The organism is Luteibacter sp. P1_D3 (assembly GCF_056406135.1).
In genome coordinates this window covers 39,685-61,011 of record NZ_JBFUAT010000006.1, presented here as the reverse complement: position 1 = coordinate 61,011, position 21,327 = coordinate 39,685, and the positions used below count along the sequence as shown (strand labels likewise).

Here is a 21,327-nt window from a genome sequence, read left to right as displayed (position 1 = left end):
GCTGCGCTTGGTAGGAGCCGATTTATCGGCGAACGGGTGCTCGCCATAGCCCCCCATCGCCGATAAATCGGCTCCTACCGAGCGGGGCCCCGGCAGCCTTGCCGGAATCCACATAGGCCATCCGGCCAGCACCGACCCGCTTGACAGCCCCGTACACGCGGGCATAACGTCGGGCCATGCATCCCAACGCGCCAGCGCTGCGTTCCACTTCGGCCCTCCCGGCCGGCGCGCTTGCGTCCGCATCCACCACCGCGACTACAACGACAACGACCACTACCCTGGTCGGAGGATCGGAGTTCGCGCGCGCCTAGTTCCTTGTCGCTGCCGGCCCCGACCTCCCGCAGGACGGGATCGGCGCCGGGACTCCCAGCCAAGATCTCTCACCTGATGTGACGAAGGGCCTCTCACCGGAGGCTTTGATCGTGTCCATCGCTATCGCGTTACCCCGTTCGCCCTTACGTGTCGCGCCGGTCCGCGCGGCCGTCGCGCCCCTCGTGGTCAATATCGGCGTGGTCGGTCCCGGCAAGGTCGGCAGTGCTTTCCTTACCCAGCTGCGCCTGGCCGCACCCCGCCTGCTACGCGAGTGCAACCTGCAGCTCACCCTGCGGGCCGTCAGCGACAGCCGCCATATGTGGCTCGATTGCGATGACGACGCCCTCAACGGCCGCCAGCATGGGGCCCAGATATGGCGCCCTGCCGAGCTCGACGAGTTCGCCGCCTACGTGGCCGGTCGCGAGGGCGAAGTGGCGGTGCTGGCCGACTGTACGGCCAGCGACATCGTTGCGAATCACTACGCCGGCTGGCTGGCCGCGGGCATCCATGTCGTCACCCCGAACAAGCGCGCCGCCAGCGGCCCCCTCGATCGCTGGCACAAGATCGCCCGCGCATCGGACGCCAGCGGCGCCCGCCTGCACTACGAAGGCACGGTGGGCGCGGGCCTCCCGGTGGTGCAGACCCTGCGCGACCTGATCGACACGGGCGACGAGTTGCTCGCCGTGGAAGGGATGCTCTCCGGCACGCTGGCGTGGCTGTTCAATCGCTTCGACGGCTCGGTGCCGTTCTCGGCCCTGGTCCGTGAGGCCCATGCCATGGGTTACACCGAGCCGGACCCGCGTGACGACCTTTCCGGCATGGACGTCGCCCGCAAGCTGGTGATCCTCGCCCGCGAAGCCGGCGTGGCCCTCTCGCTGGATGACGTGAACGTACGCAGCCTGATCCCGGCCGCGCTCGCGGACGGTAGCCGCGACGACTTCATGGACAACCTCGAAGCCATGGATGCGCCCATGGCCGCCCTGCTCGCCGACGCCCGTGGTGCCGGTGGTGTACTCCGCCACGTTGCCCGGCTCGACGGTCGCCACGCCTCCGTCGGCGTCCAGGTGATCGGTGCCGACCATGCCTTCGCCCACTCGCGCCTCACCGATAACGTGGTGCGTTTCGCCACGCGCCGATACTGCGACAATGCGCTTGTCGTCCAGGGGCCGGGTGCCGGTCCCGAGGTCACTGCCGCGGCGGTCTTCACCGACCTGCTGCGCGTGGCCGGTGCCATGGGAGTAAAACGGTGCGCATGCTGAAAGAAGAATCCTCGCCCCTGGTCCGTGCGGATGTCGCCGTCGCCGAGGCCTATGCCAGTGTCGGCAATGTCGGCATCGGCTTCGACATCCTGGGCCACTGCATCGCCGGTGCCGGCGATCGCGCCGAAGTACGCCGAATCGCCGAGCGCGAGGTACGCATCGTCGCCATCGACGGCGTGATCACCGACCTGCCGATGGCCGCCGCCGATAACACGGCCGGCGCCGCGCTGCTATCGATGATCCGCGGCCTGAACCTGCCCTTCGGTTTCGAGCTGGTGCTGCACAAGGGCATCGCTCTTGGTTCTGGCATGGGGGGCTCCGCCGCCTCCTGTGTGGCCGCCGTCGTTGCCGCCAACGCGCTGTTGGATGATCCGTTGCCGCGCGAAGCCCTATATCCCTTTGCCTTGGACGGCGAAGTCGTCGCCAGCGGCAGCCGTCATGGCGATAACCTCGGACCGATGCTGCTCGGCGGCCTCGTACTCGCCACCGACAAGCGCCTCGTGCGCATTCCGGTGCCGGCTGAGTGGCACTGCGCACTGGTTCATCCGCACGTGGTGCTGGAAACCCGCCGCGCCCGCGCCGCGCTCGCCGGTCATTACGCGCTGGGGGAATTCGTTGCACAGAGTGCCAACCTCGCGCTGGTCATGGCTGGCTGCTATCGGGGCGAAGCCGCCCTCGTTCGCGAAGGCCTTTCCGATGTACTGGTCGAACCTCGCCGCGCGCCACTGATTCCAGGGTTCGCCGCCGTGAAGCAAGCCGCCCTGGATCATGGCGCGATGGGTGCCAGCATCTCCGGCGCCGGTCCGAGCGTGTTCGGCTGGTTCGAGGATCGTGCGTCGGCCGAAGCCGCTTCGCACGATATGCGCGCCGCTTTCAAAGCCGCCGGACACGACAGCGACGTTCTCGTCGCCCCTGTCGACGGCCCCGCCGCCCGCGTGCTCTGACCATGCGCTATATCAGTACGCGCGGCGGCGCCGCGCCCGCCCGTCTTTCCGATGCGATCGCCGCGGGTATCGCGCCCGATGGGGGCCTTTACGTACCCGAGAAGATGCCGCGCGTGGCGTTGCCGCCAGCGAACGGCTACCTCGCCGGTACCGCGCTACGTATGCTCGAGCCGTTTTTCGACGGCGATCCCCTCGAGGACGACCTGCCGACCATCTGTGCGGAAGCCTTCGCCTTTCCCGCTCCCCGCCGCGAACTGGGTATCGACGGGGCGCATGTGCTCGAGCTGTTTCACGGGCCGACGGCGGCGTTCAAGGATTTCGGCGCACGCTTCCTTGCCGCCTGCGTGAGTCGCCTGCGTCGCGACAGCGATCGGCCGCTGACGATTCTTGTCGCGACATCGGGCGATACCGGTGCGGCGGTGGGTGCCGCCTTCCACAACCTGCCCGGCGTGCGGGTCGCCATTCTCTACCCCGACAACCGCGTGTCGCCGCGCCAGGCCCACCAGCTGGGTAGCTTCGGCGGCAACGTGCGTGCCTTGCGGGTGGAAGGCAGCTTCGACGACTGCCAGCGTCTCGTGAAGGGCGCATTGGGCGATGTCGCCCTCCAGGCCGACGTGCCGATGTCCTCGGCGAACAGCATCAGCCTTGGCCGGCTACTGCCGCAGATGGCCTACTTCGGCCACGCGTCATTGAATGCGGATGGTCCGATGAACGTGATCGTTCCGACCGGCAATCTCGGCAATGCCGTGGCCTGCCTGTGGGCGCGCGAGATCGGCCTGCCGATCGGCGATGTGCTCTTCGCCTGCAACGCCAACGACACCTTGCCCGAGTTCTTCGGTGGACGGCCGTACCGTGGACGTGACGCGGTGCCGACCATCGCCAACGCGATGGATGTCGGCGCGCCGAGCAACTTCGAACGGTTGAGCCATCTGTTCGGTGGCGATGACGAAACGCGCCGCCATGGTCATGCAGAAAGCGTGGATGATGCCGAAATTCGCGATGTCATTCGACGCCACGCCGCCAGCGACGGCGAGGTCTTCTGCCCGCATACCGCGACGGGGATGCGGATCCTCGAGCGCCGGCGGCTCGCCGGTGACTCGCGTGCGTGGACGCTTGCAGCCACCGCACACCCGGCGAAATTCGATACGATCGTGGAACCCTTGATCGGCCGCAGCATCGATGTTCCGCAGGCACTCGGGCGCACGCTCGCGCGCGACGCATCAGCCGAGCCGATGGCCGCCGATAGCAGCGTGTTCACCGCATGGATGCGCTCGTGGTAATGCGTCATCGCTCAACAGGGCCGTGCTGCCAGGCGCAGCACGGCCCGCCTTTCTTGATTACCGCAGGAAGAGAGATAAGGACACGTACCCCGCCTCAGCCGACCAGTTCGAAGTTGGCGACGTAGGAGCCTCCACCGGGGGGCGTACGTACCTCCACCGCCTTGATTCGCCGATTCCAGCTCGGATCGGAACGAAGCGTGCCGCTGTTGATAGCCCCGACGATGCTGGGAATCTTTACCTCGCCGATGACCGCTCCGTCGGCATCGAGATAGCTGACATGCATGGCATCATCGTTTGGAATAACCGATCTACTAATGTAGTAATCGAAAGCGACGCTGGACGCTGGCGTCGCGAGAACAAAACTCGCGAGCCCTTGTACGCCGATCGCGTATCCGGGGAGCGGGCCTGAGTCGACGAGCCCGTACAGGTGTTGCGAGCCGAACGAAGAAACCCGAAGATGGCGAAAACCGGCGTCCACCCAATCATCGCCGAAATACGTCGGATTGTTGGCCGTCGGCACGGCGATATTTGTCGACCAATCGAACGTTTCCCGGACGGTCGCCCTGACGCCCTGGCTGCCATTCGGTGGGCTTGCCAGGGCGCCGTCGGTAGTCAGGACAAAGTGTCCAACCGCGTTTTCATGCGAAGGTGACGTCACCCTGATGTATTTGACCTTTTCGGACACGGGAGGACTTTCAACCGTTCCGTGATAACTCTCGTGCCTGGTTTGCAGCACGACCTCGGCAAGTGGTTCGAGATCGACCTCGCCGAAGTACTCGATGCGCATGCCTTCGTGCCCGGGATATCCCAAGCCCGCAATCCAGAAATCGAGCGTGATCCCAGTGGCCGCTTCCTTCAAGGTGAACAGCACCCCGCCACCAAACGACGGATAGTCGTGCCTGCTTACCGGGACGCTGATCAAGTTCCCCGGCAGAAAAGTGCCAACGCTCTGGGGGGCGAAGTAGGCGACATCCGCGCGGCTGTATACCGCCAGCGATGGAAAGCGGAGAGTCACGGACGGCGACACGGTTGGGGGCATCGCTTGGGGCGGCGGTAGGCCGTCCTCGGTCTTCTCGAAGTTTTCGATGATCGTGCCCATGCAAAGTCCTTTTCATGGCGAGCAAGATGTTGCGTCCCTGCTCTGTGCTTCCCCTGCCAAAGAGACATTAGGCGCCGCGCCCATCACCGTCAACGGCCCAGGCCAGGGTCGCCTGCGGACCGGTTTTTGCGCGATATCAATCAGGGGAGGGATCTACAGTTGGCGCTGCCGAATATACCTTTCGATTTCGGTCACCACCTCCGCCTACGACGGGCGTGGCCGACGGGTATACCACTTCGCAGAATCTTCGTATCTTGTTGCGACATCGGGCGATACCGGTGCGGCCGCGGGTGCTGCCTTCCACAACCTGCCCGGTGTGCGCGTTGCCATTCCTTACCCCGCAAACCGCGTATCGCCACACCAGGCCCACCAACCGGGTAGCTTCAGCGACAACGTGCGTGCATTGCGCGTGGAGGGCCTACCGGTAACCTCGGCAATGCGCTGGCCTGCCTGTGGCCGCGTGAGATCGGCCCGCCGATCGGCGATGTAGTCTTCCGCATCGTCGCCGCTGTCCGCATACCGCCACCGCCACCGCCATCCGTGCCTTCGAACGCCGTCGCCGTGCCGGACGCGCTGGATACGATGCTGGCACGTGAGGCGACGGCGGAGCCGCTTGCTGCCGATGGGCGGATGTTTGCGGATTGGTTGCGGGGTTAGTGGATGGCGGTCATGAGAGACCAACGGCCTTCATGCCGACGGCAATATCCACCACTGACTCCGGATCCATGCCAAGCGCTTCATCGAAGTATTTGATACTGCCCTTGTACTCGATTGAGAACAGCCGACCCGAAACGCACCAGACATTGGCGGCTATCGACGATTCCAGCGCAGGCATCGATACGACGACCTCGGCGACGGCAAATTCGTCGCCGCGTTGAAACCGAGGTAGCGCTCTGCCTGTGCTACTTACCGGGTCGCGCATGTAGAAGTTGACCTCGACACCATCTGGCAGACGTTGGATCAGATAGATGGATTGAACCTGTTGCTCCCATATGGTCAGTGCAGGTTTAGACATCTCAGCACCGACGGAATCAAGAATCCGTCGTTCGAGAGACGTCAGGCGAGGCCGTCTTCGAAATAGTTTGGATAGAGTCGCTATCACTGCTCGCACGAGCAATCTCCAGCCGAAACGATACTTGCGGAACCATATCCTGCCCCGGCGCCAGTCCCCTTGTACACATTAGGCAAGCGCGTCCATTGCTGCTGAAGCTTCAACGGCATCGGATTCTTCTCCTTCCACGACCTCGACATAAAACGATACCGGTACGGATCGGACAAGGCATGTGTCTCGCGGGAAACAAAGTTTCCATTCCACGTCGACCTAGGACCTCCCATTCTTTTGGGAATCCAGTGAGAGAACTCCTTTCCCAGTCCCTTCGCGCCAGCAGCTTTGATGCCGCCACCCAGCCCGGTTCCGACACTAACGCCGAGGCCGGCCCACTCGCCTCCGGTATACGCAGACGAGCATACGTTGACGACGCCATCTGAGCCCAGCTTCTTTCGGAGCCAACGTGTGGCGCCAAATGAAACGCTATCGCCCAAACCCGCCGAGAAGTCCACAACCCAATCAGGAAGCGGGTCGCCCCACCCATAGAGCCCAAGAGGATCGAAGAACATCAGCGGCGAGCCGTTGGCGTACAGATATGGGTTCATTCCATCGGCCAGGCCAAGCGGATCGACCTGGATGTATCGTCCTGCACCAGCGTCATAATCACGGTAGTAGTTGTAGTAAAGCCCAGTCGCGGCGTCGTACCGCTGCCCCGGAAAGCGCAAGTCGAAAATGAATAGGGCACCGTCTGCGTCCGGATCGTTGTCCGGTACCGTCGCTCCAGACGGATCATCACTCGGCTGCCAGCGCCAGATAGTGGCCTTGCGTACGGGATCGATCACTGCACGAGGCGATCCAAGATGGTCTGGCTCCACATAAAGCAGTTTGCCGTTATCGACCAGACCGACGAGGTAGTTATTCATCCAGACGGCCTGTCGCGTAACTTTGCCTGCGCTGTCGTAGTCGGCCAACCAGCGTCCGTCTTCATCGTACATGACCAGCCCGACCTTCGATCCGGCCGCCTCGGTGCGCATGATTCGCTGATCCGCCGCATCGTAGTCATAGCTGACGAGAAGGCGCCCTGACTCGTTCACCGATGCCAGACGGCCTGCCGCGTCATAGGCAAGCGTGGCGTCGCCGATACCGATCGTGTTGCCGGCGGCATCGTAGCGCCGTGCTTTCCCATCCGCAGATGCAAGGTGATGACTGGCAGGATCGTAGAGATAGTTCTGCTTGACCGATCCTTCGTTCATCGATGTGCGATCACCAGTGGTGTTGTACTCGAACCCTCGCAGCAGACTACCCGTGCTCGGCTTGGCTACCGACTTGAGGTGACCCAGTCCGTCGAATCCATAGTCGAACGCATACGCACGCGCGGTCTGCGAGGCGATCTGGCCGCCCGGCGTGTAGGTCAGCGTATACATCTGATAGTCCGGGCCACCCCAGGCGGTGATGCGACCACGACTGTCACGACTAGCCGTCAACTCGCTTCCATTCCCATAACGCCAGCTCTCGATCAGATCGAAGGGCCGGTATGCCACGTACGCGATGACGTCTGCTCTCACACCGCCTTGCGGCACGACGCTCACGCCAGCCACGGAGCCATCGGCGTCGTAGCGATAAGTCGTGCGCGCTCCGCCGTCGACAGCGACCTCCAGCAGCCGGCCTGCCGGCGAATAGCTATACGCCACCGCCTTCGTCATCCCACCCCATGACTGGATCTTGCGGACGATACTGCCCGGCGCGTCGTAGCAGAAGATCGTCCTGCTGCCGGACTGCGTCATAGCCGAGAGCCTGTCGACACCGTGCCTCTCGCCGGCGGGACACGTGACATCTGGGGTGTCGTACGTAAAGCGGGTATCGAGCTTTGGATCGCCGTAGCTCACAAACGTCGGCCGACCGAGCGCATCGCGCGTCACCCGATAGCTGCCCACGCCGCCCGCACCCTCATGCCGAATCAGCAAGCCTGCGACATCGTGCTCGTCGACGTTTTCACCGCTATCCGGGCTGTCCACAGCGCCAACATCGCCCAGGCCCGTCGTCACGTATTCCGTCGTCAGCCCTTTGGGATCCGTGACCGACGAGACCTGATCCAACGGGTCATAAGATGTCGTCGTGAGGGCATTCAGTATCCCAGCGTCCCGAATCGACTCGCGCAACCGCCCAAGTGCGTCATAACCGGACGTCGCCTTGCGTCCATCGGCATCGGTGCTCCCGGTCGGTCTGCCGATCTCGTCGTATGTGTAGCGAGTCACGGCATTGTCGGGGCCGGTTTCCGTCGCCATACGGCCCAGTGCATCGAAGGTCCGCTTGACCTGGGTCTTGAGGAACATACTGTCGTACGCGGCCTCACCGATACGGTTACCTGCCGCATCGAGCTCAAAACGCAGGCGATGGTTGGAAGGGTTGGCGACCTGGATGAGGCGGCCGGCTTTGTCGTATTCGAAACGCAGCGTGATGCCGTCGGCATCCGTGACGGACGCGACATCGCCACGCGGCGTGTACGTCATCGCGGTTCGGGCGACGCTCCCGCGTGGCCGTGCTTCCTGTACCTCGGTCAATCGCCCGCGCTTGTCGTACGTATATTCGTAGCTTGTTCCCTGAACATCGCGACGGAAGCGCACGCGGCCGACTGGGTCGTAGGCCACAATTTCCTCTACGTGGCCTAGTGCGTCTTCCGACATCCACAGGTCGCCTTTACGGTAGTCACATGGACCCGCGCCACAATTCGATGCGTCGGCCGTACGGTAGGTTTAGCGCGAAACGGTACCGAGCTTACCCGTGTCACTGCGCGGACCTTCTTCAAGCAGCAACAGCCCGGCTGCGTCATAAATCATGCGCCAGCTTCGGCTCAGCGTGAGGGGGGACCCCTGCTGTGTCGGATCGATCGCGCCCCATTCTTCGCGACCGGTGAGGTTCCCTGCCGCGTCGTAAGTAAATCGCTCTTCGCGGCCCGGCCAGGTCGTGCGAACCGGCAGATCCAACGAGGCATGCCACGCGGTCGTGATCTTGCGGGCCGATGGGGTGCCCGATGCCTCGGTCCGTTCGATCTCGTGACCCGCGACGTCATAGCGGTACTCCGTCACGCGACCGTCGAACCCGGTACGGCGGGCTACCGTGCCATCCGTGTTGTACTCGATCTTCGAGTTCGCTGCGCCACAGCCGGCCCCACCGGGCTGGTCGACACCAACAAGGCGACGGGAGCCACGCACCTCCGCATAGCGGTAGCGGTGCACGGCCTTCGCCGGACCGGTAACCGAGACACTGCCATCGGCCTCGCGGGCGAGTTGCACGGCATCGACACCGCCTGCATGTTCGCTGCGAATGGCGCGCCCATCGCTGTCGTACCAGAAGCTGGCGAAGAGCTCGCCGGTCTCGTCGACGATGCCCGTCAGGAGATGGGGATAGCTCGCGCCACCTGCGACATGGCCTTGGGAGTTGTACCCGTAGCGATGCGAGGTGCCGTCGGCATAAGTGGCCGAGGCCAAGTCTGCACTACGACCACTTTCCGCGGTCTCGTCATAGGCGTAGGTGACGGCGACCCCGGAAGCATCGCTGACCGCGGCAATACGTCCAACACTGTCATAGACGAACGACAGCCTTCGACCCTGAAGGTCGGTCGCCTCGACAAGCGAATCTGCGTACCGGAGCGTGACGTGTCGTGCCGTACCTGCTGCTATGGAGACAAGGTGCCCTTCCGCGTCATAGCGCTCGGCGTCCTGACCGCCGGCGGGCCGATAGATCCAACCGTCCCCATCCCGCGCCAACTGACCTCGCGGATCTACCGTGCTCTGGTAATGGCCGTCAGTCTCGACAAAGTCGATACGCTCGCCGGTATGACGATGAAGTCGGATGCGCTTCTCTTCCTTGTCATTTACGACATCAAGGGATCGGTCGAACGTGCCGCGCCAGCGACTGCCGAGCGCCGCCATACCCGGCAATGTCGGTTGGCTCGCATGTGAAGCCTGCCCGTCACTCACGATGCCGCTGTTGTAGTAGCGCGACCAGGTCAGCGGAGAGCCGCCGGTGGCTACGATATCGACGACTTCCTGATATTTGTTGTTGAGTCCGACATTGATGGGGTTGCCGACGCTGGGGCGGGTTTCGCAGTCGCCGGTCCCTAGATCGGATTGGTGCTCGAGCTCGGGGTCGGGGCCCGGCCCTGGACCCTCGTCAGACAGGCAGCGAGGGATGCCCCAGCTGCCACCGGGCGCGATTTCGCGGTTCGCATAGGGCCCGTAGCGCACATCTCCCTTGACGATATATAGCCTCGTCGGCAGGTCACATGTGTAGTAGTGATAGTTGTATTCCGAACCTGAAGAAGTAGTGCCATCCGAGCGTTTGTAGCTGTAATCCACAAAATAGATGGAGTTTAGGTACCAGATCTTCTTTAACGCGCAGCCGGTATACCCATAGATCGCACACTCGCGCGCTAGAACGTCGTTAGCCGCCTTGTTGACGTCGGCGTAATACGCCAGCGGGTACTCATCTGCTCGTACTTCGTACTCCAGATATGGAGCGATATCGACCGCACGGGCGCTTTGTGCGCAGACAGCAAGCACGGGCACACACGCCGCGCCAAGGGCATTCCATCGCATACATCTATCCATCGAGTAAGTGAGGGCGCGGAGTTTATGTAGGTGAAATCGCCACGCCTGTCAGCCGAGTGTGATGCACACCCATATCTTTGTCATTTCGAATATTCTCAATGACTTACATTGAGAATTGCGGACATCGTGGCCGACCTCTGATACGTACGTCGCACCGCCGATCGCCGATGAATCGGCTCCTGCAAAGGGCGTAGTCGATGGTTGCATACCACTTTGCCGAATCTTCGTCGTGGCGCCATTTCCGGCACGAACCACGATCCTCGGACATCTAGCCGTCCAAATGTCCTAGGAAACAAGTTTCATCGGAAAGTGTTGACAGGCGTCAACGACCTGACTTACGTTCGGTGACATGACGCAGCGCACCACCACTGGCCGCTTTGCCCTGAACCGCCTTCCGGCGGCAGTAGGCAAGCTGCGTCTCGGCGGCGGCCTCCTTCTTATTAACCTTGTACTTATTACCTGCGGAGGTGCGGGCTAAGGGCAAGTGTCCAGGTAAATAAGAAACAAACCTGAAGACTCCTGAAAACCCCGCACCCGGCAACGGATGCGGGGTTTTTTATTGCCCCAGGCCCGCCTCATTCACGAGCGGAGCCAGACATGAATCCAGCAAACCAGGGCAGCACCGAATCCGTCGAGAGCGACGTAGGCGGTCGCGTGCGCATCTTCGACACTACCTTGCGCGACGGCGAGCAGGCCCCCGGCTTCTCGATGGACCGGCGTGCCAAGCTGCGCATGGCGCATGCCCTGGAAGAACTGGGCGTCGACATCATCGAAGCCGGCTTTCCCCAGGCCTCACCCGATGATTTCGCCGCCGTGGCGGAGATCGCGAGGACGCTGAAGACGCCCACGATCGCCGCATTGGCCCGATGTCAGTCAGCGGACATCGACAGTGCGGGTAAGGCTTTGCAAGGCGCGCGGCACTCCCGGATCCACCTGTTCCTGTCCACCAGTCCCCTGCACCGCGAGCACAAGCTCGGCAAGAGCAAGCAGGAAGTGATCGATATCGCCGCAACGGCGATCCTCCGGGCCAAGGCCCTCGCTCACGAAGTCGAATTTTCCGCCGAAGACGCGCTGCGCACCGAGCCGGACTACCTCGCCGAGATCTTTTCCGTCGCCGTCGAGGCCGGCGCCTGTGTTCTCAACGCGCCCGACACCGTCGGCTATGTGACGCCCCAGGAAATCACCGAGATGTTCGCCTACCTGCGCAAGCACGTGCGCGGGGCTGATCGCGTGGTCTTTTCCGCCCATTGTCACGACGACCTGGGCATGGCTACCGCCAACAGCCTGGCCGCGATCAGTGCAGGCGCACGGCAGGTGGAATGCACGATCAACGGCATCGGCGAACGCGCCGGCAATGCCGCGCTGGAAGAAATCGTCATGGCGCTGCACACCCGCCGCCCGCTGTTCAAGGTCGATACCGGCATCGTCACCGAGCGCCTGTTTCCCACCTCGCGCCTGCTCGCCGAAGTCACCAGCCAGGCCGTGCCGCGCAACAAGGCCATCGTCGGCGACAACGCCTTTGCCCATGAGTCGGGCATCCACCAGCACGGCATGCTCAAGCACCGCGGCACCTACGAAATCATGCGTCCGCAGGATGTCGGCGCGAAGACCTCGCTGGTCCTCGGCAAGCACTCGGGCCGGCACGCGCTGCGCCAGCGCCTGGTCGAACTCGAGTTCGAGGTCGATGAAGCAACGCTCGACGCCGTCTTCGAAAGTTTTAAAACCCTTACAGACAAACAGCGGTCGGTAACCAACGATGACCTCTGTTCGCTGATGGATCTTCATCAAAACCATGCCCCGGCCGTCGCCGCGGTCAGTCCCTGAAGGAGCAACACATGGAAGCCCCGACCCATCTCTGGCACAACGGTCGCATCAAGACCTGGGCCGACGCCACCGTGCATGTCGGCGCTCATGCGCTGCATTACGGATCGTCCGTGTTCGAAGGCATTCGCGTGTATGCCACGCCCGACGGACCGCGTTACTTCCGGCTGGAAGAACACACCGAGCGCCTGTTCCACTCCGCGCGCATCTACGACCTGGCGATGCCGTACGACGCCGACGCGATCAACCGCGCCTGCCGCGACGTGATCGCCGCTAACGGGCTTACCTCGGCCTATGTGCGCCCGATCGTCTTGCGCAGCGGCTTCACCTTCAGCCTCGCGCCGCCGCTGGATACCGCAGTGGATGTCGCCATCATCGCCCTGCCCTGGGGTGCGTACCACGGCGCCGACGCCATCGAGAATGGCGTAGATGTGTGCGTGTCCTCGTGGAACCGTGCCGCACCCAACACGTATCCGAGCGGCGCCAAGGCCGGCGGCAACTATCTCAACAGCCAGTTGATCGCCCGCGAGGCCATCAACGGCGGCTTTGCCGAAGGCATCGCGCTGGGCACCGACGGCCTGCTCAGCGAAGGCGCCGGTGAGAACCTGTTCATCGTGCGCAAGGGCACCATCTACACGCCACCTGCCGCCTCGTCGATCCTCTGTGGCATCACCCGCGACTCCGTGCTCACCCTGGCACGCGAGCGCGGTTTCAACGTCGTCGAGCAGCCGCTGCCGCGAGAGATGCTGTACTTCGCCGATGAAGTGTTCATGACCGGTACGGCGGCAGAAGTCACCGCCGTGCGCTCGGTGGATCGCAAGCCGGTCGGCAATGGTCGCCCCGGACCGATCACGCGACAGCTGCAGGCAGACTTCTTCGGTCTGTTCGATGGTCGCACCGAGGATCGCTGGGGCTGGCTGACCGCCATCGATGAGCCGGCCGTTGCCGGGAGGGCCGCCGCATGAGCGCGCGCACCCTGTTCGACAAGCTGTGGGACGCCCATCAGGTAGCACCCGAGACCGACAGCACGCCGGGCGTGTTGTACATCGACCTCCATCTGGTCCACGAAGTGACCTCGCCGCAGGCCTTCGACGAACTGCGCTCGCGGGGCGTGAAGGTGCGACGTCCCGATCGCACGCTCGCCACGCTTGATCACTCGACGCCGACCCTGCCGGCGAACGCCAGCGGCGTACGTCCGTATTACACGAAGGAAGCCGAAGCCCAGGTCGCGAAACTGGAATCCAACGTCCGCGAGTTCGGCATCGACCTGATGGGTTGGGATAGTCCTCAGCGTGGCATCGTCCATGTCGCCGGGCCCGAAGTGGGTGCGACGCAACCCGGCATGACCATCGTCTGCGGCGACAGCCACACGGCGACCCACGGCGCCTTCGGTGCGCTGGCCTTCGGCATCGGCACCACCGAGGTCGGCCACGTGCTGGCTACGCAGTGTCTGCTCCAGCGCAAGCCGAAGTCCTTCGCCATTCACGTCGATGGCGCCCTGCAGCGAGGTGTCACCGCGAAGGACCTGATCCTGCACATCATCGGGACCATCGGCATAGGTGGCGGCACGGGCTACGTACTCGAATACAAGGGCGAAGCCATCCGCGCGCTGTCGATGGAAGAGCGGATGACCGTCTGCAACATGTCGATCGAGGCCGGCGCCCRCGCCGGGCTGATTGCACCGGACGAGACCACCTTCGCTTGGCTGAAGGGTCGTGAGCGTGTGCCGCAGGGCGAGGCATGGGAACGCGCCGTCGCGACATGGCGCGGACTGCCCAGTGACGACGGTGCGACGTACGACCGCGAGGTCCGCATCGACGCTTCGATCATCCAGCCCTCGGTGACCTACGGCACGCATCCGGGCATGGTCGTCGCCATTCATGCCAACGTTCCTGCCGCCGCCGATGCGGTCGAACAGCGTGCGCTCGACTACATGCAGGTGGTCGCGGGCAAGCCGATCGCGGGCGAGTCGGTCGACGTGGTGTTCATCGGCAGCTGCACCAATGGTCGCCTGTCCGACCTGCGTGCGGCAGCGGAAATCATGCGTGGCCGCAGTGTCGCCAACGGTGTGCGCATGCTGGTGGTGCCGGGATCGGAGCAGGTGCGCCGGGATGCCGAGCGCGAAGGCCTGCACGACATCTTTCGCGCCGCCGGCGCCGAGTGGCGTGAACCGGGCTGCTCGATGTGCATCGCCATGAACGGCGATCTCGCCCAGCCGGGCCAGCTCGTCGTCGCCACCAGTAACCGCAATTTCGAAGGACGCCAGGGCAAGGGGGCACGCACCGTGCTGGCCAGCCCGCTCGTCGCCGCCGCGTCGGCCGTCGCCGGACGCGTGACCGATCCCCGCGAATACATGACCCAGGAAGTTGCCGCATGAGCCAGACCAGCCGCCCGCTCACCTACGTGCATTCCTGCACGGCGGTGCTGCGCAACGAGAACATCGACACCGACCGGATCATTCCGGCGCGCTTTCTCACCACGACTGAACGCACCGGGCTGGGCAAGCACTGCTTCGAAGACTGGCGGTATGCCGCCGATGGCAGTGACAACCCGGACTTCCCCCTGAACCAGTCCAGCGCCCGGGGCTGCGCGATCCTGGTCGCCGGTCACAACTTCGGCTGCGGTTCCTCACGGGAACACGCGCCCTGGGCTCTGCTCGACTACGGCATCCAGGCGGTGATCTCCAGCGAGATCGCGGACATCTTCCGCGGCAACTCGCTGAAGAATGGTCTGCTCGCCATCGTCGTGAGCGCGGCGGAGCATCGCTGGCTGCTCGACAACCCCGGTATCGAGCTGCGCATCGACATCGCCGATGGCTCGATCCGCCTGCCCGACGGCGGCACGATCCGCTTCGATCTCGACGCGTTCTCGCGCCACTGCCTGCTCAATGGCGTGGACCAGATGGGCTTCCTGCTGCAGCAGGAAGACGCCATCACCGCCTTCGAACACCGCATGGAGAAAGCCGCATGAAGGCCCAGATCGTCGTCCTGCCAGGTGATGGCATCGGCCCGGAAGTGGCCGCCGCCGGCGTAGCGGTACTGCGCGAGATCGCCGAACGCTTCGACCACCAGTTCACTTTCAGCGAGCATGCGATTGGCGGTGACGCCATCGATCGTTTCGGTGATCCGCTGCCGCCGGCGACGCGTGAGGCGCTGCTGGCCGCGGACGCCATCCTGCTTGGTGCGGTGGGCGGACCGAAGTGGTCCGATCCGAATGCGACGGTACGTCCTGAGCAGGGCCTGCTGGCCATGCGAAAACTGCTCGGGGTCTTCGCCAATGTGCGTCCGCTGAAGTTGCATCCGCGCACGGCGGCCTTGTCGCCGCTCAAACCGGAGCGTACTCAGGGCGTCGACCTGGTCTTCATCCGCGAGCTCACTGGCGGCATCTATTTCGGTGCGAAAACGCGTAGCGACACCGATGCCACCGACGAATGCCGGTACAGCGTCACAGAGATCGAGCGTGTCGTTCGCCATGCGTTCGAACTGGCACGCACCCGCAAGAAGAAAGTCACCTCGGTGGACAAGGCGAACGTGCTGGAAACCTCGCGCCTGTGGCGTTCGGTCGCCACACGCGTCGGTGCGGAGTACCCCGACGTAGAGCTCGAGCACCAGCTGGTTGACTCCATGGCGATGCACCTGCTCACCCGCCCGGCCGATTACGACGTGATCGTGACCGAGAACATGTTCGGCGACATCCTCACCGATGAAGCCTCGGTCCTCGCCGGTTCACTGGGCCTGTCGCCGTCCGCTTCCGTGGGCGGGCCGGGCGCGGGCGTCTACGAACCCATTCATGGATCGGCACCGGATATCGCCGGCCAGCAGCTGGCCAACCCGCTCGGCACGATCCTCTCCGCCGCGATGTTGCTGCGCCATTCGCTCGGTCTCACCGACGAGGCAGCCGTGGTCGAAGCGGCCGTGGATCACGTGCTCGGGCAAGGCAATCTCACCCGCGACCTCGGCGGCACGGCGACGACGCAAGCCGTCACGCGCGCTGTCCTGGACGCCTGTCACGCCAAGGCGGAGGCCGCATGAACGACAAGAAAATTCCGATCCGCACGTTGCGCAGCGACGCGATCAAGACCGGCCCGGACCGGGCACCGGCGCGCGCCATGCTGCGCGCCACCGGCCTGGACGACGACGCCATCGCGCGCCCGATGGTCGCCATCGTGCACAGCTGGTCCAACGTATCGCCGTGTAACCTCAATCTCCGCGACCTCGCCGAAGCAGCGGCCGACGGCGTCCGCGCCGCGGGCGGCACGCCGGTGGAATTCAACACTATCGCCGTGACCGATGGCATCGCCATGGGCACCTCCGGCATGCGTTCCTCGCTGGTCAGCCGGGAGATCATCACCGACTCGATCGAGCTGGCTGTCGACGGTCATTGCCTGGATGCGATGGTGGTGTTGTGCGGCTGCGACAAGACGATTCCCGCCGCGGCGATGGCACTGGCCCGCCTCAACATTCCCGGCGTGGCCCTGTATGGCGGCAGCATCGACCACGGCAGCCGTAACGGCTGCCCGATCACGGTGCAGGAAGTGTTCGAGGCCGTCGGCGCGCACGGCGCGGGCAAGATCGACGACGCCGAACTAGAGGACGTCGAGCGTCATGCCTGCCCTGGTGCCGGCGCCTGCGGCGGCCAGTTCACCGCCAACACCATGGCGATGGTGCTGACCACGCTGGGCCTGTCACCGGTCGGCTTCAACGACATCCCGGCAACCGACCCGGCGAAGCGGGACGCCGCCTTCCGGTGCGGCGAGCTGGCCATGGCCTGCCTCAACGACAACCGGCTGCCGCGTGAGGTCATGACGCGCGCCGCCTTCGACAACGCGGCACGCATGGTTGCGGCGACGGCGGGTTCGACGAACGCCGTGCTGCATCTGTTGGCCATGGCCAACGAGGCCCGCGTGCCCTTGAGCATCGAGGACTTCGAGCCGGCATCGGCGAACACACCCGTGATCGCCGACCTCAAGCCCGGCGGCCGCTACAGCGCTGTCGAACTGACCGCGGCTGGCGGCACTGCGATTGTCGCGCAGGAACTGCGCAAGGCCGGCTTGCTCACCGATACGCCGACGGTCACGGGTCGCAACCTGTTCGCCGAACTCGATGCCGCGCCCGCGCCGACCGACGGCCAGCAAGTCGTTCGTGATGTCGCCCATGCGTTCAAGCCGCGTGGGGGTTACAGCATCCTCTACGGCAACCTGTCGCCCGAAGGCTGCATCCTGAAGCTCGCCGGCCACGGCCGCACCAGCCACGCAGGACCCGCGCGCGTCTTCGAAAGCGAGGAAGAGGCCTTCGCCGCGGTGCAGGCCGGGCGTATCCGTTCGGGCGATGTCATGGTCATCCGCAACGAAGGTCCCGCGGGTGGTCCGGGCATGCGGGAGATGCTGGCGGTCACCGCCGCCCTGGTCGGCCGCGGCCTGGGCAACGACGTGGCCCTGATCACGGACGGACGCTTCAGCGGCGCGACGCACGGTTTCATGGTCGGGCACATCGCGCCGGAGGCCGCACGTGGCGGTCCGATCGGACTGATTCGCGAAGGTGACGCGATCTTCATCGATGCGTCCACGCGCGAGTTGCGTACCGATGCCGACCTCGCGTCACGCCGCGGCACCTGGCAACCGACGCCGCCGAAGGTGACGCGAGGCGTCCTCGCCAAGTACGCGCGACTGGTCGGTTCGGCAGCGGAAGGCGCCGTCACCCAGGCCTTCGACGATGCGCCTGCCACGGCCAACGTATCGACGTCCGCCCGGCGTAAGGCCGAGGAAGAAAACATGACACAGGAGCTGATCGGCAACTGACCCGGCCTTTGTGGGAGCCGATTTATCGGCGATTCCTACGCAGCGACCTTCTCCCGTTTCTAGCGCCCTTGCCAGCACCCTATCGCCGATGAATCGGCTCCTACACAAAGCGACACCTTCGCCATTCCAAGGAGACACCCCGTGACCGATAAGCAAGCCACTACCGCACCGCTGCAGAACGCTCGCATCGCCGTCCTCGGCTACGGCAGCCAGGGCCGCGCGCACGCACTCAACCTGAAGGACTCCGGCCTCGATGTCGTGGTCGGCCTGCGTCCGGGCGGCCCGTCGTGGAGCCGAGCCTATGTCGACGGATTCGCCGTGGCCGAGCCCGGCGACGCCGTGCGCGGCGCGGACCTGGTCGCCGTGCTCACCCCGGACATGACCCAGCCGGGCATTTACAAGGACGCGATCGAACCGAACATCAAGCCCGGTGCGACGCTGCTGTTCGCGCACGGCTTCAACGTGCACTTCGGCCAGATCGAGCCGCGCAAGGACATCGACGTCGTACTGGTCGCGCCGAAGGGCCCGGGTGCACTGGTCCGCCGCGAATACGAGATCGGTCGCGGCGTGCCTTGCCTGTATGCCGTGCATCAGGATGCCACCGGCCATGCGACCGAGCGCGCCACGGCCTACGCGGCCGGCATCGGCGGAGCGCGCGCCATGCTGATCGAGACCGACTTCAAGGAAGAGACCGAGACCGACCTGTTCGGTGAGCAGGCGGTCCTCTGTGGCGGGGCGAGCGAACTGGTGATCAAGGGCTTCGAAACCCTCGTCGAAGCTGGCTATCGCCCGGAGATCGCTTACTACGAGGTGATGCACGAGCTGAAGCTGATCGTCGACCTGTTCTACGAAGGCGGCATCGCCCGCATGCTCGAGTTCATTTCGGAGACAGCGCAGTACGGCGACTACACCCGCGGTCCGCGCATCGTCGACGAAGGCACCAAGCAACGTATGAAGGCCGTGCTCACCGAAATCCAGGACGGCACCTTCGCCCGCGAATGGACCGCCGAGTACAAGGCCGGCCTGCCCAACTACAAGGCGTTCAAGCAACGCGATCTCGACCACCCGATCGAAAAGGTGGGCGCGCAACTTCGTGCACGGATGCCATGGCTGGCCACCAACCAGCCGAAGACAGCGGCGGAGCCGGTCAAAGCCGCCGAGTAAGCGGCAGGTCTTGCAGGAGCGCGCGATGCGCGCGGCAAGCTCTTCGCGATCCCTCCCCGCGACTCCCCAAGAGACCGTGGACATCGCGCGCTCCTGCACCCTTTACGTGAGAGGACTCAGATACCCGTGAACGCGCAACTGGAATCCGTTGGCGACATTCGTCGCCCTACCGTGAATCATCCCCTGGCAGGCACGTCCATGACCGGTGCGGACATCGTCGTGCAGGTGCTCGCCGATGAGGGTCTCGACGTGCTCTTCGGTTACTCCGGTGGTGCCATCCTTCCCGTGTACGACGCGGTATTCCGTTACAACGAAAGCCACCTTCGCGAGGATGGCAGCGAATCCCTTCCGCTCATCGTCCCCGCCAACGAGCAAGGTGCGTGCTTCATGGCCGCCGGTTACGCGCGCGCCTCGGGTCGCGTCGGCGTGGCCCTGGTCACCTCCGGGCCGGGCGCGACCAACGCCGTGACGCCCGTGCGCGACTGCATGGCCGATTCCATCCCCCTGGTCGTGATCTGCGGCCAGGTCCCGACCGGTGCGATCGGCACGGACGCGTTCCAGGAAGCCCCGATCACCACGATCATGGGGGCGTGTGCGAAGCATGTCTTCCTGGTCACCGATGCCTCGACACTCGAAGCCACCCTGCGTACCGCGTTTCATATCGCGCGTAGCGGACGACCCGGCCCGGTCGTCATCGATATTCCCAAGGATGTCCAGAACGCTCCACTGATCTTCGAAGGCCGGCGCGAACTCGCCGTTCGTGGCTATCGATCGCGCCTGCATGCGGTGGAATCGGCCGTTATCGCCGATGCGCACTGCGCCAGTTTCTTCGCCATGCTCGCCAGGGCCGAGCGCCCGCTCATCTATGCCGGCGGCGGCATCGTCTCGTCGGGCGCGGCGGATGCGCTGCGCGAGTTTGCGCATGCCTTCGGCCTGCCTGTCGTCACGACCCTGATGGGCATCGGTGGCTTCGATACCACCGACCCGCTGGCCTTGCACATGCTCGGCATGCATGGCGCCGCATATGCGAACTACGCCATGGACGACTGCGATTTCGTCTTCGCCCTGGGCGCCCGCTTCGACGATCGCGTCGTTGGCGTGCCGGCGAAGTTCGCGCCGAAGGCCCGCGCCATCGCCCAGATCGACATCGACCCGGCCGAGATCGGCAAGGTGAAGGCGGTGGACTGGCAGCACATCGGTTCGCTCGACGTCTCGCTGGATCGACTGCTTGCCTACGGACAGCGAATCGGCTTTCAAGCGGACTACGCGCCATGGCACGCCCACGTCGCCGGATTGAAGAAGACGCACGCCATGGATTTCTGTCGCGACGGCGACGCGATTCATCCCTGCGCGGTGATCGAGGCGATCAACCGGATCACCGATGGTCGCGCGATCATCAGTACCGGTGTCGGCCAGCACCAGATGTGGGCTGCACAATACTTCGACTTTCGCGAGCCCCGCAGTTGGCTGACCTCCGGCTCCATGGGCACCATGGGCTTCGGCTTACCCGCGGCCATCGGCGCGCAGTTCGCGCGGCGCGATCGCATCGTGATCGATATCGACGGCGACGCCAGCATCCGCATGAATATTGGCGAGATGGAGACGGTGACGACGTACAACCTGCCCGTCAAGGTCCTCGTGATGAACAACAGCGGCGACGGCATGGTGCGCCAATGGCAGAAGCTGTTCTTCAAGGGTCGCTTCTCGGCGTCGGACAAGAGCCTTCACAAGAAGGACTTCGTGCGCTCCGCACAGGCCGACGGTTTCGAATGGGCACATCGGCTCGAGGATCCGACACGCATCGGCGATACCGTCGCCGAGTTCCTCGCCTTCGACGGCCCGGCCTTCCTTGAAGTGGTGATCGACCCCGACGCTGGCGTGTACCCGATGGTCGGCCCGGGATCGACCTACGCCGAGATGATCACTGGCGACTGGATCGCCAGTCGCCACGCACCGGTGACCGATACCGCCGAACCGACAGGGATGTTCTGAC

The 21,327-nt window shown here is 64.4% G+C and carries 14 protein-coding genes and 2 pseudogenes; 12 read left to right on the top strand and 4 right to left on the bottom strand.

Annotated features, from left to right (window positions below):
• Positions 1 to 419 precede the first annotated feature (419 nt).
• The 3 genes from AC1DYM_RS06115 to thrC are packed head-to-tail and all read left to right on the top strand — an operon-like array spanning position 420 to position 3,795.
• Positions 420 to 1,571: a homoserine dehydrogenase family protein gene (locus tag AC1DYM_RS06115; protein WP_477337107.1), complete on the top strand. Its 1,152-nt coding sequence runs from the start codon at positions 420 to 422 to the stop codon at positions 1,569 to 1,571.
• Positions 1,565 to 2,515, top strand: a complete 951-nt coding sequence (locus tag AC1DYM_RS06110) for a homoserine kinase (RefSeq protein WP_477337105.1) — start codon at positions 1,565 to 1,567, stop codon at positions 2,513 to 2,515. The genes AC1DYM_RS06115 and AC1DYM_RS06110 overlap by 7 nt, the downstream gene beginning before the upstream one ends.
• 2 nt (positions 2,516 to 2,517) lie before the next feature.
• Positions 2,518 to 3,795 carry a threonine synthase gene (gene thrC / locus AC1DYM_RS06105; protein ID WP_477336962.1) on the top strand — a complete coding sequence of 426 codons (1,278 nt, stop codon included), beginning with the start codon at positions 2,518 to 2,520 and terminating at the stop codon, positions 3,793 to 3,795.
• A gap of 94 nt (positions 3,796 to 3,889) precedes the next feature.
• Here the strand turns inward: thrC and AC1DYM_RS06100 are convergent, their stop codons facing one another.
• Positions 3,890 to 4,894: a hypothetical protein gene (locus AC1DYM_RS06100; RefSeq protein ID WP_477336960.1), complete on the bottom strand. Its 1,005-nt coding sequence runs from the start codon at positions 4,892 to 4,894 to the stop codon at positions 3,890 to 3,892.
• 253 nt (positions 4,895 to 5,147) lie between these two features.
• Here AC1DYM_RS06100 and AC1DYM_RS06095 point away from each other — a divergent pair.
• Positions 5,148 to 5,312, top strand: a pseudogene (locus AC1DYM_RS06095) (threonine synthase); the annotation flags it as partial.
• Between the two features lie 249 nt (positions 5,313 to 5,561).
• Here AC1DYM_RS06095 and AC1DYM_RS06090 read toward each other — a convergent pair.
• From AC1DYM_RS06090 to AC1DYM_RS06080, 3 genes are all read right to left on the bottom strand, one after another.
• A complete protein-coding gene (locus tag AC1DYM_RS06090; protein WP_477336958.1) occupies positions 5,562 to 5,909 on the bottom strand; it encodes a hypothetical protein in 348 nt (115 codons plus the stop codon).
• An 83-nt stretch (positions 5,910 to 5,992) separates the two neighbouring features.
• Positions 5,993 to 8,626 carry an RHS repeat-associated core domain-containing protein gene (locus AC1DYM_RS06085; protein ID WP_477336956.1) on the bottom strand — a complete coding sequence of 878 codons (2,634 nt, stop codon included), beginning with the start codon at positions 8,624 to 8,626 and terminating at the stop codon, positions 5,993 to 5,995.
• A gap of 69 nt (positions 8,627 to 8,695) precedes the next feature.
• Positions 8,696 to 10,540: a DUF6531 domain-containing protein gene (locus AC1DYM_RS06080; protein ID WP_477336954.1), complete on the bottom strand. Its 1,845-nt coding sequence runs from the start codon at positions 10,538 to 10,540 to the stop codon at positions 8,696 to 8,698.
• Between the two features lie 609 nt (positions 10,541 to 11,149).
• On the opposite strand from AC1DYM_RS06080, the pseudogene AC1DYM_RS06075 reads away from it, so the two are divergent.
• The 8 genes and pseudogenes from AC1DYM_RS06075 to ilvB all read left to right on the top strand — a co-directional run.
• Positions 11,150 to 12,349: pseudogene (locus tag AC1DYM_RS06075) on the top strand (2-isopropylmalate synthase); the annotation flags it as partial.
• A gap of 38 nt (positions 12,350 to 12,387) precedes the next feature.
• A complete protein-coding gene (locus tag AC1DYM_RS06070) occupies positions 12,388 to 13,338 on the top strand; it encodes a branched-chain amino acid transaminase (protein WP_477336952.1) in 951 nt (316 codons plus the stop codon).
• The gene (gene leuC, locus AC1DYM_RS06065; protein ID WP_477336950.1) at positions 13,335 to 14,750 is read left to right on the top strand and encodes a 3-isopropylmalate dehydratase large subunit; all 1,416 of its coding nucleotides are present in this window, start codon (positions 13,335 to 13,337) and stop codon (positions 14,748 to 14,750) included. Before AC1DYM_RS06070 ends, leuC begins: the two co-directional genes overlap by 4 nt.
• Positions 14,747 to 15,343, top strand: a complete 597-nt coding sequence (gene leuD / locus AC1DYM_RS06060) for a 3-isopropylmalate dehydratase small subunit (RefSeq protein ID WP_477336948.1) — start codon at positions 14,747 to 14,749, stop codon at positions 15,341 to 15,343. Before leuC ends, leuD begins: the two co-directional genes overlap by 4 nt.
• Positions 15,340 to 16,404, top strand: coding sequence for a 3-isopropylmalate dehydrogenase (leuB, locus tag AC1DYM_RS06055; protein WP_477336946.1), 1,065 nt, complete (start codon positions 15,340 to 15,342; stop codon positions 16,402 to 16,404). Before leuD ends, leuB begins: the two co-directional genes overlap by 4 nt.
• Before the next feature lie 26 nt (positions 16,405 to 16,430).
• On the top strand, positions 16,431 to 18,170 hold the full coding sequence (ilvD, locus tag AC1DYM_RS06050) for a dihydroxy-acid dehydratase (protein WP_477337103.1): 1,740 nt from the start codon (positions 16,431 to 16,433) through the stop codon (positions 18,168 to 18,170).
• A gap of 141 nt (positions 18,171 to 18,311) precedes the next feature.
• Positions 18,312 to 19,334 (top strand): ketol-acid reductoisomerase, encoded by a 1,023-nt coding sequence (gene ilvC / locus AC1DYM_RS06045; protein ID WP_477336944.1) that lies wholly within the window; start codon positions 18,312 to 18,314, stop codon positions 19,332 to 19,334.
• A 198-nt stretch (positions 19,335 to 19,532) separates the two neighbouring features.
• Positions 19,533 to 21,326: a biosynthetic-type acetolactate synthase large subunit gene (ilvB, locus tag AC1DYM_RS06040; RefSeq protein WP_477337101.1), complete on the top strand. Its 1,794-nt coding sequence runs from the start codon at positions 19,533 to 19,535 to the stop codon at positions 21,324 to 21,326.
• Position 21,327: the final 1 nt, after the last annotated feature.